The 24,875-nt window shown below is 68.7% G+C and carries 24 protein-coding genes; 16 read left to right on the top strand and 8 right to left on the bottom strand.

Annotation, left to right across the window (positions count from 1 at the left end; translation table 11 throughout):
• Positions 1-53 precede the first annotated feature (53 nt).
• From HNR09_RS07035 to HNR09_RS07010, 6 genes are all read left to right on the top strand, one after another.
• Positions 54-911, top strand: a complete 858-nt coding sequence (locus HNR09_RS07035) for a nuclear transport factor 2 family protein (protein ID WP_179541391.1) — start codon at positions 54-56, stop codon at positions 909-911.
• A gap of 83 nt (positions 912-994) precedes the next feature.
• Entirely contained in the window at positions 995-1,921 is a 927-nt protein-coding gene (locus HNR09_RS07030; protein ID WP_179541390.1) for a peptidoglycan DD-metalloendopeptidase family protein, read from the top strand.
• Between the two features lie 113 nt (positions 1,922-2,034).
• Positions 2,035-3,027, top strand: a complete 993-nt coding sequence (locus HNR09_RS07025) for an ABC transporter ATP-binding protein (RefSeq protein ID WP_179541389.1) — start codon at positions 2,035-2,037, stop codon at positions 3,025-3,027.
• A 1-nt stretch (position 3,028) separates the two neighbouring features.
• Positions 3,029-3,964, top strand: a complete 936-nt coding sequence (locus tag HNR09_RS07020; RefSeq protein WP_179541388.1) for an ABC-2 transporter permease — start codon at positions 3,029-3,031, stop codon at positions 3,962-3,964.
• 45 nt (positions 3,965-4,009) lie between these two features.
• Entirely contained in the window at positions 4,010-5,407 is a 1,398-nt protein-coding gene (locus HNR09_RS07015) for a sensor histidine kinase (protein ID WP_179541387.1), read from the top strand.
• A 193-nt stretch (positions 5,408-5,600) separates the two neighbouring features.
• Positions 5,601-6,377, top strand: coding sequence for a response regulator transcription factor (locus HNR09_RS07010; protein ID WP_246349165.1), 777 nt, complete (start codon positions 5,601-5,603; stop codon positions 6,375-6,377).
• A gap of 31 nt (positions 6,378-6,408) precedes the next feature.
• Here the strand turns inward: HNR09_RS07010 and HNR09_RS07005 are convergent, their stop codons facing one another.
• On the bottom strand, positions 6,409-7,662 hold the full coding sequence (locus HNR09_RS07005) for a metal-dependent hydrolase family protein (protein ID WP_179541386.1): 1,254 nt from the start codon (positions 7,660-7,662) through the stop codon (positions 6,409-6,411).
• A 3-nt stretch (positions 7,663-7,665) separates the two neighbouring features.
• Positions 7,666-9,102 carry a sodium:solute symporter family protein gene (locus tag HNR09_RS07000; RefSeq protein ID WP_179541385.1) on the bottom strand — a complete coding sequence of 479 codons (1,437 nt, stop codon included), beginning with the start codon at positions 9,100-9,102 and terminating at the stop codon, positions 7,666-7,668.
• Between the two features lie 124 nt (positions 9,103-9,226).
• On the opposite strand from HNR09_RS07000, the gene HNR09_RS06995 reads away from it, so the two are divergent.
• The 6 genes from HNR09_RS06995 (at position 9,227) to HNR09_RS06970 (ending at position 15,015) form a co-directional block, all read left to right on the top strand.
• Positions 9,227-10,582 carry a M18 family aminopeptidase gene (locus HNR09_RS06995; protein ID WP_179541384.1) on the top strand — a complete coding sequence of 452 codons (1,356 nt, stop codon included), beginning with the start codon at positions 9,227-9,229 and terminating at the stop codon, positions 10,580-10,582.
• 254 nt (positions 10,583-10,836) lie between these two features.
• Positions 10,837-11,136 carry a 30S ribosomal protein S6 gene (gene rpsF / locus HNR09_RS06990; RefSeq protein ID WP_179541383.1) on the top strand — a complete coding sequence of 100 codons (300 nt, stop codon included), beginning with the start codon at positions 10,837-10,839 and terminating at the stop codon, positions 11,134-11,136.
• Positions 11,137-11,197: 61 nt separating this feature from the next.
• Positions 11,198-11,773: a single-stranded DNA-binding protein gene (locus HNR09_RS06985; protein WP_179541382.1), complete on the top strand. Its 576-nt coding sequence runs from the start codon at positions 11,198-11,200 to the stop codon at positions 11,771-11,773.
• A 78-nt stretch (positions 11,774-11,851) separates the two neighbouring features.
• Positions 11,852-12,091 carry a 30S ribosomal protein S18 gene (rpsR, locus tag HNR09_RS06980; protein WP_070159044.1) on the top strand — a complete coding sequence of 80 codons (240 nt, stop codon included), beginning with the start codon at positions 11,852-11,854 and terminating at the stop codon, positions 12,089-12,091.
• Between the two features lie 33 nt (positions 12,092-12,124).
• Complete coding sequence (gene rplI / locus HNR09_RS06975; RefSeq protein WP_179541381.1) at positions 12,125-12,577, top strand: 50S ribosomal protein L9; 453 nt, start codon at positions 12,125-12,127, stop codon at positions 12,575-12,577.
• A 1,304-nt stretch (positions 12,578-13,881) separates the two neighbouring features.
• Positions 13,882-15,015 carry an LLM class flavin-dependent oxidoreductase gene (locus tag HNR09_RS06970; protein WP_179541380.1) on the top strand — a complete coding sequence of 378 codons (1,134 nt, stop codon included), beginning with the start codon at positions 13,882-13,884 and terminating at the stop codon, positions 15,013-15,015.
• Between the two features lie 17 nt (positions 15,016-15,032).
• Here HNR09_RS06970 and HNR09_RS06965 read toward each other — a convergent pair whose 3' ends face one another.
• Both HNR09_RS06965 and HNR09_RS06960 read right to left on the bottom strand, forming a co-directional pair.
• Positions 15,033-16,307 (bottom strand): glutaminase, encoded by a 1,275-nt coding sequence (locus HNR09_RS06965; RefSeq protein WP_179541379.1) that lies wholly within the window; start codon positions 16,305-16,307, stop codon positions 15,033-15,035.
• Positions 16,307-17,818: a condensation domain-containing protein gene (locus tag HNR09_RS06960; RefSeq protein WP_179541378.1), complete on the bottom strand. Its 1,512-nt coding sequence runs from the start codon at positions 17,816-17,818 to the stop codon at positions 16,307-16,309. Before HNR09_RS06960 ends, HNR09_RS06965 begins: the two co-directional genes overlap by 1 nt.
• A 78-nt stretch (positions 17,819-17,896) precedes the next feature.
• Here HNR09_RS06960 and HNR09_RS06955 point away from each other — a divergent pair, with 78 nt between their 5' ends.
• Together HNR09_RS06955 and dnaB are read left to right on the top strand one after the other, a co-directional pair.
• On the top strand, positions 17,897-18,781 hold the full coding sequence (locus HNR09_RS06955) for an alpha/beta fold hydrolase (RefSeq protein ID WP_343047471.1): 885 nt from the start codon (positions 17,897-17,899) through the stop codon (positions 18,779-18,781).
• A 96-nt stretch (positions 18,782-18,877) separates the two neighbouring features.
• The gene (gene dnaB / locus HNR09_RS06950) at positions 18,878-20,227 is read left to right on the top strand and encodes a replicative DNA helicase (RefSeq protein ID WP_179543069.1); all 1,350 of its coding nucleotides are present in this window, start codon (positions 18,878-18,880) and stop codon (positions 20,225-20,227) included.
• Positions 20,228-20,262: 35 nt separating this feature from the next.
• On the opposite strand, the gene HNR09_RS06945 is transcribed toward dnaB, so the two are convergent.
• Positions 20,263-20,697 carry a DUF6653 family protein gene (locus HNR09_RS06945; RefSeq protein WP_179541377.1) on the bottom strand — a complete coding sequence of 145 codons (435 nt, stop codon included), beginning with the start codon at positions 20,695-20,697 and terminating at the stop codon, positions 20,263-20,265.
• A gap of 47 nt (positions 20,698-20,744) precedes the next feature.
• Positions 20,745-21,500, bottom strand: a complete 756-nt coding sequence (locus HNR09_RS06940) for a hypothetical protein (RefSeq protein WP_179541376.1) — start codon at positions 21,498-21,500, stop codon at positions 20,745-20,747.
• A gap of 140 nt (positions 21,501-21,640) precedes the next feature.
• Between HNR09_RS06940 and HNR09_RS06935 the strand changes: the two genes are divergently transcribed.
• Positions 21,641-21,922: a PLDc N-terminal domain-containing protein gene (locus HNR09_RS06935; protein ID WP_179541375.1), complete on the top strand. Its 282-nt coding sequence runs from the start codon at positions 21,641-21,643 to the stop codon at positions 21,920-21,922.
• A 236-nt stretch (positions 21,923-22,158) separates the two neighbouring features.
• Here the strand turns inward: HNR09_RS06935 and HNR09_RS06930 are convergent, their stop codons facing one another.
• Together HNR09_RS06930 and HNR09_RS06925 are read right to left on the bottom strand one after the other, a co-directional pair.
• Positions 22,159-22,449: a hypothetical protein gene (locus HNR09_RS06930; RefSeq protein ID WP_179541374.1), complete on the bottom strand. Its 291-nt coding sequence runs from the start codon at positions 22,447-22,449 to the stop codon at positions 22,159-22,161.
• Positions 22,450-22,765: 316 nt separating this feature from the next.
• Positions 22,766-23,764, bottom strand: coding sequence for an SDR family oxidoreductase (locus tag HNR09_RS06925; RefSeq protein WP_179541373.1), 999 nt, complete (start codon positions 23,762-23,764; stop codon positions 22,766-22,768).
• Positions 23,765-23,862: 98 nt separating this feature from the next.
• On the opposite strand from HNR09_RS06925, the gene HNR09_RS06920 reads away from it, so the two are divergent.
• Positions 23,863-24,852 carry a helix-turn-helix transcriptional regulator gene (locus HNR09_RS06920; RefSeq protein WP_179541372.1) on the top strand — a complete coding sequence of 330 codons (990 nt, stop codon included), beginning with the start codon at positions 23,863-23,865 and terminating at the stop codon, positions 24,850-24,852.
• Positions 24,853-24,875: the final 23 nt, after the last annotated feature.

The raw sequence follows: 24,875 nt of genomic DNA, 5'->3' as shown, positions 1-24,875 counted from the left end.
GTGACAGCCCGCGGCATCGGTCGCATCGGAGACCGGTAGGGAGGAGACCGACGATGGAGGAGACGAGCATGCAGTCCGCGAAGCCCCCGATCCTGAGGCAGGATCCCGCCGGATTCGTGCGTTGGTTCATCGACAGGAGCTTCGACGGATCGGAGCCGGTCGAGGATATCTGGGACAGCTGTCACACACCGGATGCTGTGCATGTCATGAATCAGAAGCCGATCGCGCGCGCCCGGCGAGTCAAGCAGCTGCGTCAATGGCGACTTCGAGAGTCTCCGTACGTCCTGCAGATCCGTGATGCGGTGGTCGAAGGAGACCGGCTGGCCGTCCGATACGCGATTCTCTCCGGGGTCCTCTGGGAGTTGCGCATGGAGACCGAGCACATCGAGTTTCATCGGCTCGGAGATGACGGTCGCATCTCCGGTTCGGCATCTGTCTCACGCAGCGGCTACATCTGGGGTGAGCCGCGGGATCCTATGGTGGAGGTGGAGGGTGCGGTGGCTGATGCTCCGCTGAACGCCCTGCCGGGCACACCCGGGGACGACATCGCCACGTATCTGCACGAGTACAACCGGCTCGTCTCGGACGAATCGGTCGCTGCCGACGACGTCTTCGAGACGTTCCACACGCCCGGTGCCGACGTCAGGATCAACAGGACCCTCAAACACCGCTCTGACATGGTGGCGGCGATCAGACGGGCCCGCAAGAAGGGGCTCAGTCATTCCGTGGAGGTCCACGACGTCCTGCGTCAGGGTCGGCGTTTCGCCGCACGCTACACGATGACTCCGGAGCGGAGGCGGGGAGGCGGGCCGACGCTCGCTGTCTTCGATGTCGGACGTCTCGCGTCAGACGGCAGGGTGTGCAGCCTGCACACGATGATGCAGAGCTCCTCAGGCGCCTGGCCCTCCTGACCAGGAACTCGGCCATGCGGGGAGTCGAGGAGCAGGCATCCGCGCTGTGCGGCCTGTGATGCTGGGGAAGAGACCATGGGAGGGTGGCAGTGCTGAGGATCGTGGCCCGCTTGCGGGCACTGTGGCGAGTGATGATGTGTCTGGGTGTCCTGGTGATCGCTGCGGATCTGACAGGGATCATCACGCCACCCAGCGGGCTGTGGTGGGTTCTCGGTGTCATCGCCTGGATCCTGCTGGCCTATCTGCTGTACAGGGTGGCGCCCGCCACCGAGTCCCAGGAGCCGTTGATCGTCGACGCTCCGGTCCGGGGCAGATGGATGGTCCACAACAGCCCCGGGCAGAAGGTCCCGAGCCACGGGACGACGACCCGGGGGCAGCGCTACGCGGTGGACCTCTCCCATCCCACAGTGGGACCGGACATGGTCACACCGCAGAACCCAGTGTCGCCCCGACGGGCTCTGCGAGGGAGCCGTCCGGAAGACTTCACGTGCTTCGGGGAGCCGGTCCACGCTGTGGCGCAGGGAGTCGTGGTCCAGACGTCGGACGGGCAGCGGGACCAGCGTGCCCGCAACACCTGGCAGGCCATGCTGTGGATGATCCTCCTGGGTGGGTTCCTCCGTGAGCTGGTCGGTGGATACCGTGCCGTGATCGGAAATCGCATCGTGATCAGTCACCATGACGGCACCTTCGCCGCCTACGCCCACCTGAAGCGTGGCTCGTCACGTGTCCAGGTGGGAGAGGAAGTCGTGGCGGGCCAGGTCATCGCCGCGGTCGGGAACACGGGCAACTCCACCGAGCCGCATCTGCACGTGCACCTCATGGACCGGGCCTCCTTCGACGCTGCTGCCGGGCTGCCCATGACGTGGCAGGGATGTCAGGTGGAGGGCCTGGACCCGTCCTGGAGGAAGCACGCTCAGGAGCCTGGGAGCACGGCGCTCGACGGCATGCCTCGCGACGGGGCCATCGTCAGGATGGCAGAGGAGCGGGCCGCGTCTCCTTCTGAAGGATGACGTGACGGGTCTGGTCGACGATCTGGTCGACACAAGATACCCCCACAGGCTGAAGCGTCGCGCGGTTGCGGCTCCGTAGAGTGAGGGGCATCGCGACCACCGATCGGAGAGTCATGATCACCGCCGAGGACCTGAGCAAGACCTACGGCGCCGGCACCTCCCGGCCCCGGACCGCCGTAGACGGCATCAGCTTCACTGCTGCGCCCGGGAAGGTCACCGGATTTCTCGGCCCCAACGGGGCCGGGAAGTCCACCACCATGCGCCTGGCCATGGGCCTGGACCGCCCCACCTCCGGGACGATCACCGTCAACGGTCTCCCTTTCTCCCAGCATGATGCGCCGCTGCGTCAGGCCGGGGCTGTGCTCGACGCCGGCGCCACCCATCCCGGACGCACGGGGCGGCAGCACCTGCGCCTCCTCGCCAGCACCCACGGCATCGGCCGACAGCGTGTGGACGAGGTGATCGAGATGACCGGGCTGGGCTCAGTTGACGGCCGCCGCGTCAAGAGCTACTCGCTGGGTATGAATCAGCGGCTCGGCATCGCCGCCGCGCTGCTCGGCGATCCCGCCACACTGATCCTCGACGAACCGGTCAACGGCCTAGACCCTGAGGGCGTCCGTTGGGTGCGGCAGCTGACCCGTCAGCTCGCCGCCGAGGGCCGCACCGTGCTGCTCTCCTCCCACCTGATGTCTGAGATGGCCCAGACCGCCGACCACCTGATCGTGCTCGGCCGCGGCCGGATCCTGGCCGATATGCCCCTGCAGGACTTCATCGACGCCGCAGGGGAGTCCCGCGTACTGGTGCGCACCGAAGACGCCGCTGATCTGATGAACTCCCTCTCGGCTGCCGAGGTCACGGTCACCGGGCACGATGCCGAGACGTTCGAGGTCACCGGGCTCGACGCCCGCAGCATCGGTCGCCGCGCCCGTGACATCGGAGCGGTGCTGCACGAGCTCACGCCGCTGCGGAGCTCGCTGGAGGATTCCTACCTGCGACTCACACATGACGCCGTCGAGCACCGCAGCGGCGGGCTCGAGAGCTCCGGCACGGTCTCCCTCGCCCCTGACGAGGCGCCGAACGGACCCGACCATGAAGAAGGGCGCTGACATGACTCCTGAGACTGGATCCTCGAGCGTCGGCCATCCCCAGGGTGCGCCGGGGCTACGCCTCAACACCTGCACCGCCACGGAGCCGCAGCGCCGGTTCGAGGTCGACCCTGCCTTGAGCGGACTGAGCTTCCTTCGTGTGCTGCGCTCCGAACTGCAGAAGCTCGTCTGGCTGCGCGCCACCTGGTGGCTCGGCGCCAGCGCTCTGGTGCTGGTGCTGCTCTTCGCCTGGATGTCCGGGGCCAGCCTGAACAGCATGATCAGCTGGCAGCAGGAGGACCCCGGGGCGGGACTGCCCGAGGCGGCGTTGCGGGACATGGCCCTCGAGACCCCGCTGACCGGCCTCTACTTCGCCGTCATCCTCCTCGGCTGCATCGGGGTCATCGCTATCACCTCCGAGCACGCCAGCGGATCAGTCCGCTCGTCGCTCTCTGCGGTGCCCCGCCGGGTGGTGCTCTACACCGCCAAGGTGCTGGCCACCGCCGTGGTGCTGGGGGTACTGGCCGCACTGATGATCGTCGGGATCCTCGCGGTCGCGCTGCCCTTTGCGGCCACGCACGGTCTCACCCCGGACTTCACAGCTACCGAGACCTGGCACCGGCTCATCACCCATTGGGCGGGAGTGGTTCTGGCCGGTCTGGTCGGCTTCGGACTCGGTGCCATCCTGCGCAGCACTGCCGGAGGGATCGTCACGTTGGCGATCCTGCTGTTCGTGCTGCCTATGGCCATGGAGATCCTGGTGTCAGTCACCGAGGAGTCCGAGCTGGTCATGACGCTCTACCGGTGGCAGTTCGCGAACCTGATGAGCAGTTTCACCGTCCCGGGCCCGGCCCCCAGGGATGGGATCGGCTCTTTCGCCGCCGGTGTGGGGATGGGTGCCTGGACGGCGGTCATGACTGTGACGGGTGGGCTCCTTTTCCGCCGCAGGGACGCCTGAACTCGGGGCGGTCAGAATGACCGGGCAGGCCAGTAGGCTCGTGGCATGAGTACGACGGCGCCATCGACGGGGACACCGGCCGGAGGACAGCAGCCACCGGGTTGGCAGGATCTGGGCATCGTCCGGCGCCGGGGGATGCGCGGCTGGCTTCGCCGGCACCCACGGACGATGAACCTCATCGTCTCGGCCATCTACGTGTTCCTCTCGGCCTGGAGCCTGCCCGGCGCCTTCATCGACATGGGAGCTGACGCCTGGTGGCTGGGTGCAGTCCAGGCCGTGATCGCAGCGGCGCTGCTGTTTCGACATCGCTGGCCCGTGGGGATCGCCGCCGCGGTGGTCCTCGGTGAGACGGCCGGGATCTTCGTCTACCCGTGGCAGGGGGCGCAGATGGTGGGCCTGTGTTTTGCCATCTACTGCGTGGGCCTGCATCGCGGTCTGGTCAGAGGGCTGGTGGTCGGGGTCGCAGGCACCGTGGTGGCGTATCTGCCGCTGCTGCGCGCCGACGCCTGGTTGGAGAGATACGACTTCGCCTACCTGGAGGAGATCTTCAACAATGGATCCAGTCCCCATGAGCTGCTGATCCCCATGGTGATCATCATGGCTCTCTCGGTAGGTATCTCCGGCGGCATCGGAGCTGCGGTGCGCCGTGGTCGCAGCCACGAGCGGGAGGTCCTCGAATGGGCCAGCCGCAGCCATGAGCTCGCGCAGGTGGCCGAGCGGAACCGGATCGCCCGGGAGATGCACGATGTGGTGGCGCATTCGCTGTCGGTGATGATCTCACTGGCCGACGGCGCCAGGGTCGTGGTCCGGCGGGATCCGGAGCGGGCGGCTGAGGTGCTCGGCGAAGTGTCCAGCACCGGTCGGACCGCGTTGGCGGACATGCGGCGCGTGATCGGGGTGCTTCGGCAGGGGGACGGCGTCGACCGCGCCCTCCGGCCGGCACGCGAGTCGCTGGAGGAGCTCTACGAGGGGTTCCGCCGGGCGGGGATGCCGCTGACTGTGACCACCCAGGGGCCGCCGCTGCCCGACGACGTCGCCTTCGGACTGACCGTGCACCGGATCATCCAGGAGTCGCTGACCAACGTGCTGCGCTACGGGAGACAGGTCACCGCGGTCCAGGTGCGGATCGAGCATCGGCCGGGCAGCTCCGAGGAGGAGGCCGAGGCACTGCGGGCCGAAGGCCTTGAGGAGGACCATCAGGCGGCACTGGGCATCACCCGAGCGGGACAGGTGATCATCACGGTCACCGATGACGGTCTCTCGCAGGCGGTGGGGAGCCGGGTGGAGTCCGTGGGCTCGGGGCAGGGCATCCGTGGGATGAATGAACGCGCCGCGTTCTTCAGCGGCTCCGTCTACGCTGGACCGGGACGGCACCGCGGCTGGACGGTGCGGGCTGTGCTGGAGCCCCCGCAGCCGACGTCGGCGGGGCGAGGCACCGGCTGAGGGCTCTGGACCCTGACGCCGCAGTCATGCGGGAATGGCGTGGGACGACGGGGGAGCACGTGCCGCGATGAGGGAGACGACGGAGATGAGGGAGACGATGGACGAGGACGCCGCGCGACGCACTGACGCGCTCGAGCACCGAGGGGAACGGACCGAGGAACGGGCTGAGGTGCGCACCGGGCCGATCCGGGTGATGCTGGTGGACGATCAGCACCTGCTGCGCATGGGATTCCGGCTGATCCTCGAAGGCGAGCCGGACGTGGAGGTCGTCGCGGAGGCCGCTGACGGCGTCGAGGCCCTGGAGCTGATGAACAGCCTGCCGCAGGAGCAGCTGCCCGAGGTGGTGCTGATGGACGTGCGCATGCCCCGCATGGACGGCATCGAGGCCACCGGCCGGATCGTCGCGGACCACCCCTGTGCGCGCGTCATCATCCTGACCACCTTCGACCTGGACGAGTACGCGTTCTCCGGCCTGCAGGCTGGAGCGAGCGCGTTCCTGCTCAAGGACGTGGCACCGGAGGACCTGGTCCACGCGGTGCGTGTGGTCGCCGAGGGGGACGCCGTCGTCGCGCCGCGCATCACCCAGCGGCTGCTGGAGACCTATGTGCACCGGCCCCAGGAGCAGACGGATCCGGCCACCCGGACTCGCTCCGGAGAGCTTCCCGCCGCACCGCCTGCCCGCCGCACCGCAGCGGCGGCACCCGGGCCGGCGGAGACGGCGGCCCTGCCCAGCGGAGAACGCATCGCCGCGGCGCTTCAGGACGGAGTGGTGCGCGAGCCTCTCACCCATCGCGAGACCGAGGTGCTCTTCGCCGTCGCCGAGGGCCTGTCCAATGCGGAGATCGCCGGCCGCTTCTTCCTCTCGGAGGCCACGGTCAAGACCCATGTGCGGCGCATCCTCACCAAGCTGCAGCTGCGCGACCGCGTCCAGGCGGTGGTCTACGTGTACCAGGCGGGACTGGTCGGCTGACCCGGGCGGCGCCCCGAGCCTGAGGGCGAGGTCAGGGCAGCGAGGAGCTCACGACTCGGCCTGCCTGCACCACCGTCCGCAGGTGCCGGGACGGATCAGCCAGGACCGCGGCATCCTCCAGCGGGTCTCCGTCCACCACCAGCAGGTCCGCCGCAGCTCCGGGCGCGATCACCCCGATCTGGCCCTCCATCCCGAGCAGCCGGGCGGCGGTGACGGTCGCCGAGAGCAGGACGTCGCGGGCGGGCATGACCTCCGCACGGATGCGGAACTCTGCGCTCTGGTGCGGATGCATGGCACCCAGCAGGTCCGTGCCGAAGACGATGTTCACCCCGCCGCGCCAGGCTCGCTCCAGCGCACGCAGGCCGGCCTCGAGGACGACGTCGACCTTCTCCTGGCTCGCGCGGGGGAGCCCCGCGGCGGCCCCCTCGGCTTTCAGCCGGTCATAGGTGACCAAGGTCGGCACCAGATAGGCGTCGTGCGCACGGAACAGCTCCACGGACTCGTCGTCGATGAGGTTGCCGTGCTCGATGCTGCGCACGCCCAGCCGCAGCCCGCGATTCACCGCACGGGCCGTGTAGGCGTGGCCGGCCACATAGCGGTTCGCCGCCTGCGCCTCATCCACCACGGCACTGATCTCGGCGTCGCTGAACTGCACGGAGTCGACGCGGTCCGTCGGGGAGGCCACCCCTCCGGAGAGCATGACCTTGACATGATGAGCGCCGGTGCGCAGCTGATGGCGCGCCGCGCGCCGCACCTCCGGCTCACCGTCGCAGACCAGGCCGATGTCGCAGCAGGTGTCATCGGTGGCGAAGCGGCTGGGCGCACGTCCGTCACCATGGCCCCCGGTGGGCGAGAGTGCCCGGCCGCCGAAGACCACGCGGGGCCCCTCCCAGAGCCCCTCGGCCACGGCCCGGCTCACTCCGTGGTCGGCGCCGCCGACGTCGCGAACCGTGGTGAAGCCCCGCGCGAGCATGGAGCGCATGACCTGTGAGCCTTGGGCTCCCACATAGAACGGGGACTCCTCGGCCTGCCGGAAGAGGTCCGCGGTCCCGGCGAGGACGTGCACATGGGCGTCGACGAGCCCGGGGATCACCACGCGTCCCCCGGCCGAGATCTCCCGAGCCGCGGAGGGCACGGCGGGAGAGGCTCCGACCTCCTGGATCACCCCGTCGGCGATCACCAGGGTCTGAGACTCCGTGAGGGTCCCGGTGGCGACGTCGGCCACCGTCGCCTCGCGGATGACCAGCGGTTCGTCGCCGGTGCGGGCTCCGGGTATCTCCGGCATGGGTCAGCGCTCCTTCTGCGGGTCGATCTCCGGGTCGGGTTCGGCGAGTTCATCCGGCAGAGCCTCCGCACGCGGGGTGGTCAGCAGGCTCACCACCAGCAGGGCGATGACCGCCACCGGCAGGGAGACGATCACGGCGTTGAGCTCACTGTCCGCCAGCTGCTCCCAGAGGATGGTGACGATCACGCCGAGGATCATGGAGCTCAGCACCCCGGCGGTGGTGGCGCGCCGCCAGAAGAAGGCGGCCATCAGCGGCGGAACCAGTGCGACCCCGTAGACGGTGTAGGAGTACATCTGCAGCTCCAGCACCGTGGGGAAGAACGTGCCCAGCACGTACGCCAGGGCGGCGATCACCAGGATGGTGATCCGGTGGATGAGGAGCCTGCTCCGGTCGGAGAGCCCACCGCGGGTGAAGCGTGCGAATCCGTCATAGACGATGTTGCTGCCCACCGAGAGCAGGAAGCTGGAGCCGGTGGTGATGATGAAGGCCAGCGCACTGGCGAGGATCAGTCCGCCGAGCACCGTCGGCATGAGGCCGGCCGAGGCGAGGCCCAGGACCGCGTCGCCGGGCTCCGCATCGGGCATCAGGGTGATCGCCGCGGTGGCCAGCACGATCACCGGGAAGTAGATCAGGAAGGAGGCGAAGAACATGCCCGCCATCGCCCGCCGGGCCGAGGCCGGGTCACGCGAGGCGCCGAGCCGCTGGTACATGTTCTGATCGGCGATGATCAGCAGGAAGGTCGGCAGGAAGTAGCCCAGCAGGGCCAGGGCGCTGAGCCCGCCGGAGAGGGTGGTGGCCTCCGTCGGCAGGTCCTCCCACCATCCGGTGAATCCATCGGTGCGACCCAGCACGATCGGTACGGCGATGAGCAGCCCGGTGACGATGATCGCCGCAGAGAAGAAGTCTGACCAGGCCACTGACTTCAGGCCGCCGCCCAGGGCGAGGAAGGTGATGATCAGCGTGGCGATGATCGCTCCTTGGCCCGGAGTCAGCCCGGTGACCAGGGAGATGATGCTGCCGCCGCCGGTGAACTGGTAGGCCACGATCCCGACGTAGGCGAGGATCGTGATGGCCGCGGCCAGCATCCGCACCGAGATGCCGAACCGCATCTCCAGGATCTGCGGGACCGTGTAGGAGCCTGACACACGGATCCTGCGAGCGAGGGCATAGAGGACCAGGATGCCCAGCGGGGTCCCGGCGAAGAAGATGAGGGAGGCCAGGGGGCCGTAGCTGTAGACGAAGCTCGCGCCGCCGATGATGGTTCCGGAGCCGACCCAAGTGGCCACCAGCGTGCCCACCATGACGATCGTGGGCAGCTGCCGCCCGGCGAAGATGAAGTCATCGCCGGTCGAGATCTTCTTCGTGCGGCTGAACCAGAGGCCGGTGGCGACGAGGCCCACCAGATACAGGATCAGGATCGTCACGTGCACCGTGTTCATGGCTGCTCCTCGGTCGTGTCGACGGCGGTGTCGAGTGTCACCTGACGACTTTACGCCGGGGTCGCCCGTGCCGCACTGAGCCGCCCCCGCGTGGTGTCAGCTGACCGATCAGTAGGATGAAGCCATGCCTGAGACCTCCGACACCCTCACCAGTTCCCCGCTCACCGGAGACGAGCTCATCGAGGACCTCGCCTCCTATGTGAGCGCCTCGCCGTCGTCGTACCATGCGGCGTCCGTGGCGGCCCAGCGTCTCGTGGAGGCCGGGTTCACCCAGCTCGGCGAGCACCAGGACTGGCCCGTGACGCCCGGACGTCACGTCGTGGTCCGGGACGGGGCCGTGCTGGCCTGGATCATCCCGCAGGGCGCGACGGCGGCCACCCCGCTTCGGATCCTGGGCGCTCACACGGATTCCCCCGGATTCAAGCTGAAGCCGAAGTCCACGGTCATCAGCCACGGTTGGGTGCAGGCCGGTGTGGAGGTGTACGGGGGCCCGCTCCTGAATTCCTGGCTGGACCGGGAGCTGCGGCTGGCGGGCCGGCTGGTCACCCGCGACGGCGCCACCCACCTGGCCGCGACCGGCCCGGTGGCGCGCATCCCGCAGCTGGCCATCCACCTGGACCGGAAGGTCAACGACGGGCTCACACTCGGCAAGCAGACCCACACCGCACCCATTCTGGGGCTGGCCGGGTCCCCGGAGGCCGCCGCGGAGACGGATGTGCTCGCTGTGGTCGCCGAGGTGGCCGGAGTGGATCCGGAGCAGGTGGACGGATACGACCTCGTGGTCGCCGATGCCCAGGCTCCGGCCCGTTTCGGGGCAGGGCGCCGGGGCGCCGGGGAGTTCCTCGCTTCCGGTCGGCTGGACAACCTCTCCTCGGTGCAGGCCGGTCTCGCCGCTCTGGAGCAGATCGCCGCCGAGGCCGCCGAGGCCGCCGATGGTGCAGTCATCCCTATGCTGGCCGCGTTCGACCATGAGGAGCTCGGCTCGGCTTCCCGCTCCGGGGCCGCAGGGCCGTTCCTGGAGGAGGTGCTGGACCGCATCTACGAGGGGCTGGGGGCGACGGCGGGGCAGCGCGCGCAGGCCTTTGCCGCCTCCTGGCACCTCTCCTCCGACGCTGGCCACGCAGTGCACCCCAACTATGCGGAGCGTCACGACCCGGCCAACCGTCCGCTGCCCAACGCAGGGCCGCTGCTGAAGATCAACGCCAACCAGCGCTACACCACTGACGCCCCGGGGGCGGCCATGTGGGCGCAGGTCTGCCGGGCCGCGGACATCCCCAGTCAGGAGTTCGTCTCCCACAACGATGTCCCCTGCGGGTCGACGATCGGCCCCATCACCGCCACCCGGCTGGGGATCCGCACCGTCGACGTCGGGATCCCGCTGCTGTCCATGCATTCGGCCCGCGAGATGTGCGGGGTCGACGACGTCGCCCACCTGCGTGACGCGGCGGCGGCCTTCTTCACCGCCGAGCTGACGGTGTGAGCCCGGAGTGAGCGAGGCCAGGGCCGCAGCCGGGGGCGCGACACAGGCTCTTCCACCTGTCATCGGAGCCGGTTAGTCTCGGAGGCGCGGAACCGGTAACATGGTGCAGGTTGTCTGACGCTCGTTCAGTGTGCCCGCCTGCGGGTGGAGGCCGGGATCCCCGCCCTCCGAGCTGACCTGCGCAGACACGCACGCAATGAACCTCCTGTTACGGAAAGCCCGTGACCGCAAGACCGAAGGAGGTGGGTTCACATATGCGTCACTACGAACTGATGGTGCTCGTCGACCCCGAGGTGGATGAGCGCACTGTGGAGCCGACTCTCGGCAAGTACATGGAGATCGTCAAGAAGGACGGCGGCTCCGTCGAGGAGATCGACGTCTGGGGACGTCGTCGCCTGTCTTACGAGATCAAGAAGAAGAACGAGGCGATCTACGCCGTCGTGAACTTCCACTCCACCCCGGACTCGGCTGCCGAGCTCGACCGACTGCTGCGCCTGAACGAGACGATCATGCGCACCAAGATCATCCGTCCTGAGGACCAGCGCATCAGCTGATCCTCTGGTGGACGGGCCGCGAGGCCCGAACCCTGTCAGGCATGAACCATAGGAGCTGTATATGGCCGGCGAGACCATCATCACCGTTGTCGGGAACCTGACTGCTGACCCGGAGCTGCGCTTCACCCCCTCGGGTGCAGCCGTGGCGAACTTCAGCATCGCCTCCACGCCGCGATTCTTCGACCGTCAGGCGAATGAGTGGAAGGACGGCGAGACGCTCTTCGTCCGGTGCTCCCTCTGGCGGGAGGCTGCGGAGAACGCCGCAGAGTCGCTGACCAAGGGGATGCGTGTGGTCGCCCAGGGCCGTTTGAAGGCCCGCTCCTTCGAGACCAAGGAGGGCGAGCGTCGCACCTCCTGGGAGCTCGACGTCGACGAGATCGGCCCCTCGCTGCGCTTCGCCACGGCGAGCGTGCAGCGTCAGAGCCGCGGCGGCGGAGGCGGCGGCGGCTTCTCCAGCGGTGGTGGCGGTGCAGGCTTCGGCGGTGGCGCTGCTGCCGGTGGCGGCTTCGGCGGAGGGGGAGACTCCTTCGGCGGCGGTGGCGGCCAGCAGCCCTCCGGCGGCTCCTCTGACCCGTGGGGCGGACAGCCCTCCGGTGGCGGCTGGGACACTCCTGACAGCAACGAGCCTCCTTTCTGAGGCAGGCTCACCACTTAATCCTGTTCACCATCCCGCAGGAAGCACCTGCGGGCTCCGATCTGAAGAAGGAGCACCACGATGGCAAAGGCTGAACTCAAGAAGCCGAAGCCCAAGGCGAACCCGCTGAAGGCTGCTGACATCAAGGTCATTGACTACAAGGACACCGCCCTGCTGCGGAAGTTCATCTCCGACCGAGGCAAGATCCGTGCTCGCCGGGTGACCGGCGTGTCCGTCCAGGAGCAGCGCAAGATCGCCCAGGCGATCAAGAATGCTCGTGAGATGGCCCTGCTGCCGTACTCCGGCGCGGGTCGCGGCTGATCCAGGCTGTCTGGGAAGGAAAGGAACTCATCTATGGCAAAGCTCATCCTGACTCAGGAAGTGTCCGGTCTGGGTGCTGCGGGCGACATCGTCGACGTCAAGGACGGCTACGCGCGCAACTACCTGCTTCCGCGCGGCTACGCCCTGGCGTGGACCAAGGGTGGCGAGAAGGACGTGGAGCGCATCCGCGCAGCACGGAAGTCTCGTGAGATCGCCACTGTCGAGGAGGCGCAGGCCGTCGCCGAGAAGCTGCAGTCGCAGCCGGTGAAGGTCAGCGTGAAGACCGGCGAGTCCGGTCGCCTGTTCGGCACCGTCGGCGCCGCACAGATCGCAGAGGCCGTCGAGGCCGCCGGTCTGGGCTCCATCGACAAGCGCACCGTCGAGATCCCCGAGCGGATCAAGGCCGTCGGCAGCTACGCTGCCACGGTGAAGCTGCACTCTGACGTCACCGCCTCGATCGACCTGCAGGTCGTCGCAGGAAAGTGACTCGCGCATCGGCGCAGCCGGGCCTCATCCACTGAGCTGCCCTGCCGACGTCGATCGCCGACGGGCCCAGCTCTTCGGCACAAGACAGTGAGAGGGCCCCGGGAGAGAGATCTCCCGGGGCCCTCTTGCATGTCCGAGGTCTGGGGAAAGCTCTCGCTGAGGGGAGGGCGCGTGGTGGCCGGCAGCGGCCCTGGTGTGCCGTGCACGGCGAGCCCCATGCTGAGTGACGGGGCACCGAGATCTGCAGGGGGTTCCGGGCCTCGGGGGCGAGACATGGCCGAGCCGAGCGGCGACGTGCTGATCGGATCGCCGGGGAACGGCAGAATCACGACGACGACAAGACCGGTCCCCAGCGCCGTCCGGCCCCGCGAGGCGGGCCGTCCAGCAGGTCTCCCGGCCTCAGTGCCGTGATTCCCTTCCCTGCGCCGGTCTCCCGGCGATCCGATGCAGTTCTCGCCCGATCCCCGGACGGACGCATCGAGACGTCGGCGGGGATCCGCCGTCGTCGTCGAGCTGCATGCCGCAGGTCGCCCGCAGGCGACCGCCGTCACTCACTCGCCTGATGACGATGCTGCCGTCATCTCCGGATCCGCGTGTGAGGCGGACCCGATGCTGATTGTCCGGGCTGTGGTGAACCCGAGCCGACCGCGAAGCTCCTCCCGGCCCGATGCTCGAATCCGATCAGTTCGGCCCATCAGCAGGTGGACGGATGTGCGCAGGCGATGCCAGCCAATACCCGCCCGGCGAGTGGGGGACGCCTCACACCATATGGTGACTTCCGGCGAGTAGCAATACCCCCGACCGCTCGGGCTGTGGATAACATGTGGAGTGCGCGGCGTGTCCTGTGCACAATCTGGGGGAAACCCTGTGGATAGTTATCCACAACCCTCAGCAAAAGCGCTTGGACCTGGAGCGATGTAGCGACACACCTGTGGATTCAACTTTTTTCGAGAGCGATCTCTTGGGCTGATCCAAGGCTTGCCGCGGGTCTGCTCCAGGGTGTATAGCGGGTGTCGCCCACAGTTATCCACAGGATCTCCACAGCAGGATCGACGCCGCGAGAGGGCTGCTCCATGTCGCCGCAGGTCAGGGACGTCTGCCGATCATCTCCTCACAGATGAGCGGGTCGCCGGCCCTGCCGACGGCTCGGCTGGTCAGGCCAGGGTGCCCCGCCCCGGGCAGTGTGGAATAGCGTGGAGGCTCGAGCAGTTGCACTCGGCGCAAGTGATTCAATTTTGAAATGATGGGTGACGTTCTCTCCCCATCTTCCGCGGCAGCAGTGCCTCAGACTCCAAGGAGCGGACATGCAGTTCGGCATATTCAGCATCGGTGACGTCACGCCCGACCCCACCACCGGCCGCACCCCCACCGAGCACGAGCGCATCAGAGCCACAGTGGAGATCGCCAGAAAGGCTGAAGAGGTGGGCCTCGACGTCTTCGCCATCGGACAGCACCACAACCCGCCGTTCGTCGCCCCCGCGAATCCGCCCATCCTCATGGGGCACCTCGCCGCGCAGACCGATCACATCCTGCTCTCCACCGCCACCACCCTGATCACCACCACGGACCCGGTGCGTCTGGCCGAGGACTACGCCTATGTGCAGCACCTCGCCGAAGGTCGGGTGGATCTCACCCTGGGACGCGGGAACACCGGCCCCGTCTACCCGTGGTTCGGCAAGGACATCCGCTCCGGGATCCCGCTGGCCGTGGAGAACTACGCGCTGCTGCACCAGCTCTGGCGCGAGACCGAGGTCGACTGGCAGGGCCGCTACCGCACCCCGCTGCAGAACTTCACCTCCACGCCGCGGCCGCTCGACGACGTCGCCCCGTTCGTCTGGCACGGGTCCATCCGCAGCCCGGAGATCGCCGAGCAGGCGGCCTACTACGGTGACGGCTTCTTCCACAACAACATCTTCTGGAACAAGGAGCACACCGGCCGCATGGTGGACCTCTACCGGGAGCGCTACGAGCACTACGGCCACGGCACCGCCGAGCAGGCCATCGTGGGTCTGGGCGGGCAGGTCTTCATGCGCAGGAACTCCCAGGACGCCGTGCGTGAGTTCCGCCCCTACTTCGACCACGCGCCGGTCTACGGCGGGGGTCCGTCTCTGGAGGAGTTCACCGAGATGACGCCGTTGACTGTGGGCAGCCCGGAGCAGGTCATCGAGAAGACCCTCAGCTTCCGCGAGTACGCCGGTGACTATCAGCGCCAGCTGTTCCTCATCGACCACGCCGGCCTGCCGCTGGAGACCGTGCTGGAGCAGGTCGAGCTGCTCGGCGAGGAGGTCGTGCCGGTGCTGCGCCAGGAGGTCGCCGCTCGGGCCCCGGAGGGGACCCCGGAGCCGCCCACGCATGGGTCGCTGGTCCGCCGCCGGGCTGCGGGCGGCGACCCGATCCCCGGTGGGAGGAAGAAGAGCGCGGAGGCCGCGGAGAGCTGAGCCGCCTCAGCGCGCTATCAGCGGTCCTCGAGCAGGCCGCCGGGGTCCTCCAGCGGCACCGTGTGCCCGTCGAGCTCCAGGCGCCGGATGAGCTCGCGCAGCATGCGCACGGCGGTGGAGGAGAGCCCCTGCACCTGGGTCAGGTCCAGCACCACGGTCTCGGCCAGTCCGTGATCGGCATCGACGGCGACGACTTCGCGCAGCACGCGCTCCGCCCCGGTGAAGCGCAGCGCTCCCTGCAGGGCGACCCTGGTGGTCGCAGCTCCGGCGGGACCCTCCTCGCGCGTGATGCCGCGCACCGCCGCCGCGGCAGGCTGCTCGGCGCTCATCAGGTGCAGGCCCATGTCCTGGGAGAGCCGCTCGAACATCTCCACGCCTTGGACGCTGTTGCCCTCGCTGTCCAGGCGAGGTGCGAAGCTGGCGATCCCCACCTGTCCGGGAAGCACCCCGATGATCGCACCGGAGACCCCGGACTTCGCGGGGATGCCGATTCGAGCCAGCCAGCGGCCGGACCCGTCGTACATCCCACAGGTGGCCATCACCGAGAGCGTCTGCCGTGCGGCGGCGGCTGAGACCACCTGAGTCCCGGTCACCGGGTGCACGCCGCCGCCGGCCAGGGTCGCGGCCATCAGGGCCAGGTCCCGGACGGTCACCAGCACCGCGCACTGGTCGATGTAGCCGCGCACCGCTTCGGTGGGCTCGCCGCCGATGATGTCGTGGGTGCGCAGCATGTTTGCGATCGCCCGGTTGCGGTAGCTCTCCTCGAACTCCGACTCCGCGACCGAGTAGTCGATGTGCAGCTCCCGGCCGGCGAAGGCCGAGAGCCCGGCGAGCACCCGCCCGGTGCGGGCACGCACCGACTCTGTGCGGGCGAGGCGCTCCGGAGCGCCGTCGTCGAGCGGCTCACAGCCCTCGGTGCTCACCAGCTGGTGGGTGGCGATCGCTCCGGCGTTGATCATCGGGTTCAGCGGACGCCCGGTGCCGCCCTCCAGGGAGAGCTCGTTGAACGCCTCTCCCGAGGGTTCGACGCCGACACGTGCGCGGACCGCCTCCAGGCCGATGTCGTCGATGGCCAGAGCATAGACGAAGGGCTTGGAGACCGACTGGATGGTGAACTGCGCCTCCGCGTCCCCGGCGGAGTAGGAGACGCCGTCGGTGGTGCCCAGCGCGAGGGCATGCCGGTCCGCGTCGGCGGAGGCCAGTTCCGGGATGTAGTCGGCCAGTTCCCCGGAGCGGTCCTGGGCGCAGGACTCCAGCACCTCGAGCAGGTAGTCCGGAATGGGGGAGTGCATCAGGTGGTCTCCGTGGGGTCGTCGTGGACGGGTCTGCGCAGTCTCTCGACGACGGCGTCGAGCCAGTGCGCCATCGTGATGCGGGCCTCGGGGGTGTCAGGGTAGCGGCAGCGCAGATGCAGCCCGGTCTCGTTGATCACGAACCAGATCATCACGCCGTCGGTGCGGATGACCGCGCTGACATGCTGTGGGCGCAGGGCGTCGTCGACGGCGATGGGCAGCCTGCGATGGTCCAGCCAAGACATCGCGAACATCCCGGGCTCTGCGGGCATCCCGCCGTAGGGGCGCATGATCGGGGCCAACGGCTGGCTGCCCAGCCTGATCGCCTCCTTGACCGCCCGGTGGCTGGCCTCCAGGGAGGGGTCGTCGTTCTCCAGCACCGCGTTGGTGATGAACCATCCCACCGAGTCGAACCAGCGCGGCTCCTCCCGGGAGTGGACGGGGAAGACGGTGCGCAGGGGTTGCCCGCCGAGCTCGGCGAAGAGTGCGGTCATCACCGAGACCGCCACCGAGATCAGCCGCACCCCGTGGGCGGTGGCGTGGGCCTCCACGGCTGCCAGCTCGGCGGGGTCGAGCACATCGCGGACCTCCACCACCTCCGGCCTGGGCACAGAGAGGTCCCCCAGCGGCAGTGGGAACTGCGGCATCACGCCCCCGCCGGCGGCGAGGATCTGCTGCCAGCGGTCCACCAGCGATGCGGGCGGGGCGGGCCGGTCCTCCAGCACCTCGGTGTGTGCGGAGAAGGGCTCAGCGGTGGGCAGCTCCCGTCCTGGCGGTCTTCCTGTCTGCAGGTCGGCGAGGCAGGTGGTGAGGTCGCGGATGATCACCAGCAGCGACCAGGCGTCCACATGGGCGTGGTCGACACCGATGATCACCTGCGGGGGCGAGCCTCCCGCGGGCTCCACGACGCAGAGGCGGTGCGAGGGTGCGGCGAGAGGGTCGCAGACGGAGTCGAAATGGGCGCGCAGCGCGGTGCGGACCTCCTCAGCGGTCAACACCGGGGAACCGACCTCGACCGGCAGGCCGGGGGAGGCCGGCGGGGCGGGGTAGGCCGGCGGGGACTCCGGGTGGGCACGCAGACTGATCCCCGACTCGAGGGGGACGCTGACCGGGCTCAGCACCTCCCATGCCCCGGGGCTGATGTGCACCGGGTCCAGGTTCAGGTCCGTCTCCGGTCCTCCGCCCCGGCCCTCCTTCACGGGAGGGCGGCGCCGGCTGCTGCCGAGGTCCGACGCGGCGTCGGCCCCAGGCTTCCAGCTGAACACGGTGCGTAATGTGCCGTGCCTGGCGATGACCGCATGCCAGGCTTCGGCGACCTCCTCCCGGGCCGCAGGATGGTCCAGGAAGAAGGCGGCAGCCATCCATGACCCCGGTCGCGACCCGAGGCTGACATGGCGGTTCTGGTCGAAGGAGATCGGCAGGGGGTCACCCTCGGCGGGCGAGACCGTCACCGAGTAGCTGGAGAGTCTGCCCGTCAGGGTGTCCATCCGGGAGACGTTGGTCAGCCGCATAGGCGTAGTCTAGGGGGATACCTTCCCGTCCGGGACCCCGGCGGGGATCCAGGATGACAGCGAGGTGACACCGGAGCAGTGGACATATTCCGGACCGACGGAGCGGCGATCTCCTATGAGCTCAGCGCCGCAGACTCCTCACCGGCGGGAACCTTCGTCCAGCTGCACGGTCTGACCTCCTGCGGCTCCCGTGAGCACCGCGTCGGCTTGGACATGACCGGCCGCCTCGAGTCGATGCGCGTGCTGCGCTATGACGCCCGCGGGCACGGCGGTTCCACCGGCCGCAAGGTCGCCGAGGACTACCGGTGGCCTCGCCTGGCTGGAGATCTGCTGGCCCTGCTCGATGCCCTCGCACCCGGGGAACAGGTTCATGCTGCCGGCCCGTCCATGGGTGCGGCCACGCTGCTGCACGCGGCGCTCTCCGCGCCCCGTCGCTTCGCCACGCTGACCCTGCTGGTCCCGCCGACCGCCTGGGAGACCCGGGCGGCCCAGGCCGGGAACTACCGCCGCTCCGCGCAGCTGGTGGAGGACTCCGGCATCGGGGCCTTCGTGCGCATCGGCGCCCAGGTGCTGCCCCCTCCCGCGCTGGCGGACCGGTCCCGGGAACGAGTGCCCGCGGTCAGCCAGGAGCTGCTGCCCTCGATCTTCCGGGGCGCGGCGCTGACCGATCTGCCCGCACCCGAGGAGATCTCCCGCCTGCAGGTGCCCACACAGATTCTCGCCTGGGTGGACGACCCCTCTCATCCCGTGGCCACCGCTGAGGCGCTGCACCGGCTGATCCCCGACTCCACGCTGAGCATCGCCGCCACGCCGCAGGAGCTGGCCACCTGGCCCGTGCGGACCGCCGCGCATGTGGCGGCGCACCCGGCGGCCGGGGTGGAGCCGGATTCAGGGCCCGGCTCGACGGCGCGGGCTGGGCTGTCAGCTGAGGGTGAGAAGATGGTCTCTGCCGACCCCCGCTGAGGCTGCACCCGCTCAGCTGCTGCACGTATGGGTCTCCACGCAGGCCCGACACCCTGTCCTCAGAACGATCACCCCCTTGGAGGATCCCCGGTGAGCTTGGAAGCCTATGACGCCCCGCCGGCGGCTGAGTCGCGCACGCCGCCGCAGGACCTGGTGGCCGAGCAGTCGGTGCTGGGCGGGATGATGCTCTCGAAGGACGCGATCGCCGACGTCGTCGAGGTGCTGCGGGGTCAAGACTTCTACCGTCCTGCCCACGAGCTGATCTACGACGCGATCGTGGACCTCTACGGGCGGGGTGAGCCCGCCGACGTCGTCACCATCTCCGACCATCTGACCAAACGGCAGGAGCTGCAGCGGGTGGGCGGCCCCGCCTATCTGCACAATCTGGCCCAGTCGGTCCCGACGGCGGCCAACGCCTCGTTCTATGCGGAGATCGTCCACGAGCGTGCCATCCTGCGCCGTCTGGTGGAGGCCGGCACCAAGATCGCGCAGATGGGCCACACCGCCGACGGTGAGGTCGAGGCGATCGTCAACCAGGCGCAGTCGGAGATCTACAGCGTCGCGGAGAACCGGCAGAGCGAGGACTATGTGGCGCTCTCCGAGGTGCTGGTCCCCACCATCGACGAGATCGAGACCAACGCCAGCCACGACGGCGGGCTGACCGGCATCCCGACCGGCTTCCGGGATCTGGACGACCTCACCCACGGGTTCCACGGCGGGCAGATGATCATCGTCGCCGCGCGTCCCGCGATGGGAAAGTCGACCCTGGCGCTGGACTTCGCCCGTGCCGCCTCCGTGGGGCACGGGATGACGTCTGCGTTCTTCTCCCTGGAGATGGGGCGCAACGAGATCGCCATGCGTCTGCTCTCCGCCGAGGCCAAGATTCAGTTCCAGGATCTGCGCAAGGGCGACATCCGCGATGACGACTGGGACAAGATGTCCCTGGCGGTGGACAAGCTCAACGAGGTGCCGCTGTTCATCGACGACTCCCCCAACATGTCGCTGATGGAGATCCGGGCGAAGGCTCGCCGGCTCAAGCAGCGGCACAACTTGAAGCTCATCGTGCTGGACTACCTGCAGCTGCTCAGCTCCGGCAAGCGTGTGGAGTCCCGTCAGCAGGAGGTCAGCGAGTTCTCCCGAACCCTGAAGCTGCTGGCCAAGGAGCTCGACGTCCCGATCGTCGCCCTGTCCCAGCTGAACCGTGGCTCCGAACAGCGCACCGACAAGCGCCCCCAGGTCTCTGACCTGCGTGAGTCCGGCTCCATCGAGCAGGACGCCGACATGGTGCTGCTGCTGCACCGTGAAGAGGTCTATGACAAGGAGTCCCCGCGCGCCGGGGAGGCTGACATCATCGTCGCGAAGAACCGTAACGGCCCCACCCGGGACATCGTGGTCGCCTTCCAGGGCCACTACGCCCGCTTCCAGGACATGGCCCAGGACATCTAGCAGCATCCCTGAGCGACGGTCGGGCCGGTGCCGAGTCAGGGGGTCGGTGGACGTGCGCCCCGCGCGAACCGGCCCGCCCACAGCTTCCACTGCTCCAGCGTCAGCGCCATGTAGAAGCCGGTGCCGACGACGGCGGGGATCCGTCTATGGTGATAGCTGGCGACCATGGCACCTGCGAGCGAGGCGCTCGCGATGCCGCCCAGCGCGAGGGCCCGCAGGTCAGAGGTGGGGTCCCGGGTCCAGGCCTCCTCGCCCAGGATCGCCCGTGTGGCGAAGGACGTCGAGTCGTCAGCCGGTGGGCTCATCACGGGGTTCACGGCGAACCACGCCCCGATGGGCAGATACAGCCACCACCGCCGAGTCCACAGGGGCACCATCAGTAAGGGCGTGCTGATCAGCCGGGACCAGGCGCTGACGGGATGGGCGTGCCGACGAAACACGCGCGCGTAGAGTTCATCCGGGGACGTCACAGCACCAGCGTGGCACAGGGGGTTCCCTGGGCCCTATGGTGCCCGGCTCACTCCGTGGGAGGCCGGTTCCTGTGCTCCAGCAACGGGGCGACCAGCTGAGCGACGGTGATGCCTCGATGCTGGGCCTCGGCCTGCAGGGCGGCGGCCGTCTGCGGGTCGACGCCGGTCGGCCGTGCAGGGGCCTGCGGCGCCGTCGTCGAGGGCTCAGACGCCCCTGGTGCGGCCCGGCGGCGCAGCGCCGAGAGCAGAGGTGTGACCACGCCGGTCAGCACCGCCAGGATCAGCACGATTCCGTAGAACCGTCCGAAGGTCTCGCTCTCCCAGGTCTCCCACCAGATCAGCACCACGGTCAGGACGGAGGCCAGGGTGATGAGCCCGGCGGCCGCCCCGAGCATCCAGCGGATCACGGCGTCTCGATATGAGGCCATCGTCAGCATGAGGCACAGGAAGCTGGCAGCGATGGTCAGCGTGATGCCGGTGAGCAGCACCTCGTAGGCGTCCCAGATCCAGCTGCTCTCCGACCAGACCATCACCAGGGACCACAACATGCTGAGCGCCGCCACCGCGACGCCGATGATGCCCACCAGACGCTCGGGACGCCCGAACACTGCCGCGCAGCAGAGCATGGCCAGACTGTAGAGACCCACCACCACCGTGGTCAGCAGCACCTGACCACCGGTGTCGTCGAGGCTGAGTCCGAGCAGCGCCAGGATGCCGGCACCTGCGGCGAGCGTGAATGACGCGATCATCGACCAGAGGAAGACCCTTCGGGCGACCTGGCCGGGATTCTTCGATGTCCTCATGGCGGGCCTCTCTTCTCCACGTGGTCCTGCGCTCTTCTCCGGAGCATATCCGGGCTGACGCAAGGGCGCCGGGTTTCCGCGTGCTCCGTGTTCAGGCATCCTGGGCACCGGGGAGGCGACGGCTCTACGCTTGACTGATCATGGAGCACTCAGTGTGGATCCTCTCGCTGACCGCCGATGTCGCCTCGGGTGGTGCCGCGGCCCCGTGGTGGTTGCGGTGGGGTCTGCTGGTGGCCGGGGCGCTGGCACTCGCCGCCCTCATGGTGCTGGTCCAGACCCGGCACCGCCCGCCGCGAGGTGCCCTGTGGGCTCTGGTCATTCTGGGCGTGCCGATCCTCGGACCTACGACGTACTTCATCGTGGAGACCGTGCGTCACAGGAGGGAATACCCGTCATCCTCCGGTGAGCCGCCCCGTCGCTGAGCGCGTAAGGGGATGGTGCTGGATGCGCGGGTGCCGTCGGGGCGGGTCGGTCAATCCAGGGCTCTCCGTGCCTGTGAACGACGGTCGTGCTCTCCCGAGTGGTCTGTCATGAGAGTCATGGTCACATCGACCACAGGCATCTATCGATCATGCTGCCGGATTCTGTATCAGCCTCGGATGCCTTGCAACCGACGAGGCAGGTTCAGCCATCACCACGTCTCCCGTGACGGTGCTGATCAGTCCTGGTGCCGCAGCAGGCGCTCGCGCCGGGCCGTCAGCAACGGCTCGATCTCGGTGACGGCCCGAAGTTCCCTGGCGACAGGCATCTGGATCGCACCCCCGACGACGACGGCAGTGCCATCGGTCAGGTCGACGGCGAGCCACCATGAGTCCGCGTCGGCCCAGTGCTGCGCCTCGAAGTACTGCCCGTCCACGCTGAGGGTGGTGGCGCGGGATGCCTCTGGGATTCCGACTCGGGTCTCTTGGTAGGGAACATCGCCGCGCTGCATGAGTGACCGTGCGTGCATCCGCTTTAGGACACGTGTGCTGTCCTGGTGGTGGGCGGTTCGCACGGAGATCACGACAGCCTCAGACTCAGACAGGTGATCGACCTGAGCCACGGACGGGTCGGATGACCATTCCGCCAGGGTCGATAAGCCTGGCCAAGAGGCCACTTCCCAGAATGGCGTGATGGTGACACGCTCGCGCACGAGAGCGTCGGCCGCGTCGATCTCCTCCGGGGGAATGGGCATATCGCCTCCGTTCTGCCTGGCAGGGGCGTGCGGCTGATCGGGGTGGTCTGTGTTCCAGCCTATACAGGACACACGTGGTGATGGCTCACCCTCAGCGGTAGTCGTCGACGTCGATCTCCTCCACGGGGGTGTCCTCCATCGCGGTGATGAAGCTCCAGGAGTCAGGCCGGGAGCCGTCCACGTCGGTGAGTGCGTAGTGGGTGGCCAGTTCGAAGGAGCTGGTTGAGCGGGTGTTCCAGACCGCCCGGTTCGGATCCGCGGCCAGCGCGGCGATGCCTCGGGCGAGCATCTCCGGAGTCTCGGAGATCACGAACTCGTAGGGCGGGACGGTGTCGGTCCTCCCGCGGTTGGCCTCGGCGGCCTGTCGCCAGTCCTGCTCGGTGACGCCGAAATGGTCCAGCATCATCTCCGAGCGCAGCCACCCCGGTGAGACCGAGACGGCGGTGCCTCCGTGCGCGGCGAGCTCGTGGCCCTCGGCGAAGGCCAGCCGGTCCACCCCCGTCTTCGCCAGGTCCAGGAACACCGTCTCCCGGTAGTGGGAGGCGTTGTAGGCGCGGGTCCCGTCGGTCACCTCCACCACCAGTCCGCCGGGATTCCTGGTCAGCAGGCCCAGGGCGCTGTGACTGGTGTTCAGGTGCGTCAGCAGCGCCGTGTCGAACAGACGCCGTCCGGCGTCGAGGTCGTACTCCCACAGCCGGGTCTCGAACTGGACATAGGCTTCTCCACCGATGTCGTTGACCAGGATGTCCAACCTGCCCTGCTCGCTGTCGATGCGCGCCACCAGGGCCCGCACCGCCTCGACGTCGAGATGGTCCACGACGACGGCATGCGCAGTGCCGCCCGTACCAGTGATGAGCTCCGCGGTCTCCTCGATGGTCTCCGGACGCCCGTAGTCGGAGGGCGTCTGCGCGGTGGAGCGTCCCGTGCAGTAGACGACGGCGCCGGCTCGTCCCAGCTGGCGGGCGATGGCGCGGCCTGCCCCGCGGGTCGCCCCCGCGACCAGGGCGACCCTCCCTTCCAAGGATCGGGTGCCGGTGGGATCGGGTGTGGAATCGGGCTTGGCGTGGTCGTGCCTGGTGCTGTCGGTCATCGTGTCCTCCTGGTGGTGGGGCTGTCTCCACCGAGCGTGCCACTCATTGGCGACACTGGATGTCGCCAATGAGCACGATCACCATCTAGGATCTGCCCATGCGCACCTCGCGGCTGGTGGCCCTGCTGCTGGAGCTGACCAGGGTGCGGCGGAGCACCGTCGCTGACCTGGCCGCACCCCTCGGGGTTTCAGCCCGCACCATCCAGCGGGACCTGGTCGCCCTGCAGGACATGGGGGTGCCGGTGTGGACCCGCACGGGACCGGCCGGCGGAGTGGGGCTGGTGGAGGGCTGGCGTTCCCCGCTGACCGGGATGATGGCCGCCGAGGTCCAGGCGCTGCTGCTGGGCCAGGCCGGTTCCCGCGAGCTGGGGATGCACACGGAGTTCGAGACCGCCCGGGCGAAGATGGTCTCCAGCCCGGGGGCGCCGCAGGCGATGGGCGAGTCGGCGGTGGAACGCTTCCACATCGACCACCACCGATGGTTCGCAGAACCGGAGCGGCCGCCTGCGCTGCCTACGGTGGCCGATGCGGTGTGGACGGGGCGTCGGCTGAGCATCCGCTATGAGCGTCCCGGCCGACCCGGTGAACCGGTGAGCCGACGTCTGGATCCCCTGGGCCTGGTGCTGAAGACCGACCGCTGGTACCTGATCGCCGCCCACCGACGATCGGTGCGCACTTACCGGGTCTCCCGCATGACGGACGCGACCGTCCACGAGGAACAGGCCTGGCGTCCGGCGGATTTCTCCTTGGCTGATCACTGGCAGCGCTCGCAGACACGGTTCGAGCGCTCCGTGAACAGCCTCCCGGTGTGTGTGTCCATCCCGCAGTCTTCCGCGCAGACCCTGCGAGCGGCCCTTCCCGGGACACAGATCGACGCCGCGCTGGAGGAGGCCCGGCGGACCGCAGGGACGAGCGCCGACCCCGGCGGTGGGACACGGTTGGAGGTCAGCCTGATGACCGAGGCGCTGGAGATCGTCGGAGCCCAGCTGCTCGGAGTGCCCGGAGTGGAGGTGCATGAGCCAGCCGAGCTGCGCGGGTTCCTGCACGAGCGCGGCCAGGACCTGGCGGCCAGGAACACTCCTCGCTGATCTGGCCCACCCGGCTGCAGACG

The sequence above is a fragment of the Nesterenkonia xinjiangensis genome, assembly GCF_013410745.1.
In the GTDB taxonomy this organism is placed as follows: Bacteria; Actinomycetota; Actinomycetes; order Actinomycetales; family Micrococcaceae; genus Nesterenkonia; species Nesterenkonia xinjiangensis.
Note: the sequence above shows the minus strand (reverse complement) of the source record. Positions and strands in the feature narration are given on the sequence as shown.

Excerpts from the sequence above, each read along its gene's own strand:
- HNR09_RS07035 (WP_179541391.1), top strand. The coding sequence starts at position 54 with ATGGAGGAGACGAGCATGCAGTCCGCGAAGCCCCCGATCCTGAGGCAG.
- HNR09_RS07025 (WP_179541389.1), top strand. The coding sequence starts at position 2,035 with ATGATCACCGCCGAGGACCTGAGCAAGACCTACGGCGCCGGCACCTCC.
- HNR09_RS07020 (WP_179541388.1), top strand. The coding sequence starts at position 3,029 with ATGACTCCTGAGACTGGATCCTCGAGCGTCGGCCATCCCCAGGGTGCG.
- HNR09_RS07015 (WP_179541387.1), top strand. The coding sequence starts at position 4,010 with ATGAGTACGACGGCGCCATCGACGGGGACACCGGCCGGAGGACAGCAG.
- HNR09_RS07010 (WP_246349165.1), top strand. The coding sequence starts at position 5,601 with ATGCTGGTGGACGATCAGCACCTGCTGCGCATGGGATTCCGGCTGATC.
- HNR09_RS07005 (WP_179541386.1), bottom strand. The coding sequence starts at position 7,662 with ATGCCGGAGATACCCGGAGCCCGCACCGGCGACGAACCGCTGGTCATC.
- HNR09_RS07000 (WP_179541385.1), bottom strand. The coding sequence starts at position 9,102 with ATGAACACGGTGCACGTGACGATCCTGATCCTGTATCTGGTGGGCCTC.
- HNR09_RS06995 (WP_179541384.1), top strand. The coding sequence starts at position 9,227 with ATGCCTGAGACCTCCGACACCCTCACCAGTTCCCCGCTCACCGGAGAC.
- rpsF (WP_179541383.1), top strand. The coding sequence starts at position 10,837 with ATGCGTCACTACGAACTGATGGTGCTCGTCGACCCCGAGGTGGATGAG.
- HNR09_RS06985 (WP_179541382.1), top strand. The coding sequence starts at position 11,198 with ATGGCCGGCGAGACCATCATCACCGTTGTCGGGAACCTGACTGCTGAC.
- rpsR (WP_070159044.1), top strand. The coding sequence starts at position 11,852 with ATGGCAAAGGCTGAACTCAAGAAGCCGAAGCCCAAGGCGAACCCGCTG.
- rplI (WP_179541381.1), top strand. The coding sequence starts at position 12,125 with ATGGCAAAGCTCATCCTGACTCAGGAAGTGTCCGGTCTGGGTGCTGCG.
- HNR09_RS06970 (WP_179541380.1), top strand. The coding sequence starts at position 13,882 with ATGCAGTTCGGCATATTCAGCATCGGTGACGTCACGCCCGACCCCACC.
- HNR09_RS06965 (WP_179541379.1), bottom strand. The coding sequence starts at position 16,307 with ATGCACTCCCCCATTCCGGACTACCTGCTCGAGGTGCTGGAGTCCTGC.
- HNR09_RS06960 (WP_179541378.1), bottom strand. The coding sequence starts at position 17,818 with ATGCGGCTGACCAACGTCTCCCGGATGGACACCCTGACGGGCAGACTC.
- HNR09_RS06940 (WP_179541376.1), bottom strand. The coding sequence starts at position 21,500 with ATGAGGACATCGAAGAATCCCGGCCAGGTCGCCCGAAGGGTCTTCCTC.
- HNR09_RS06935 (WP_179541375.1), top strand. The coding sequence starts at position 21,641 with ATGGAGCACTCAGTGTGGATCCTCTCGCTGACCGCCGATGTCGCCTCG.
- HNR09_RS06930 (WP_179541374.1), bottom strand. The coding sequence starts at position 22,449 with ATGCACGCACGGTCACTCATGCAGCGCGGCGATGTTCCCTACCAAGAG.
- HNR09_RS06925 (WP_179541373.1), bottom strand. The coding sequence starts at position 23,764 with ATGACCGACAGCACCAGGCACGACCACGCCAAGCCCGATTCCACACCC.
- HNR09_RS06920 (WP_179541372.1), top strand. The coding sequence starts at position 23,863 with ATGCGCACCTCGCGGCTGGTGGCCCTGCTGCTGGAGCTGACCAGGGTG.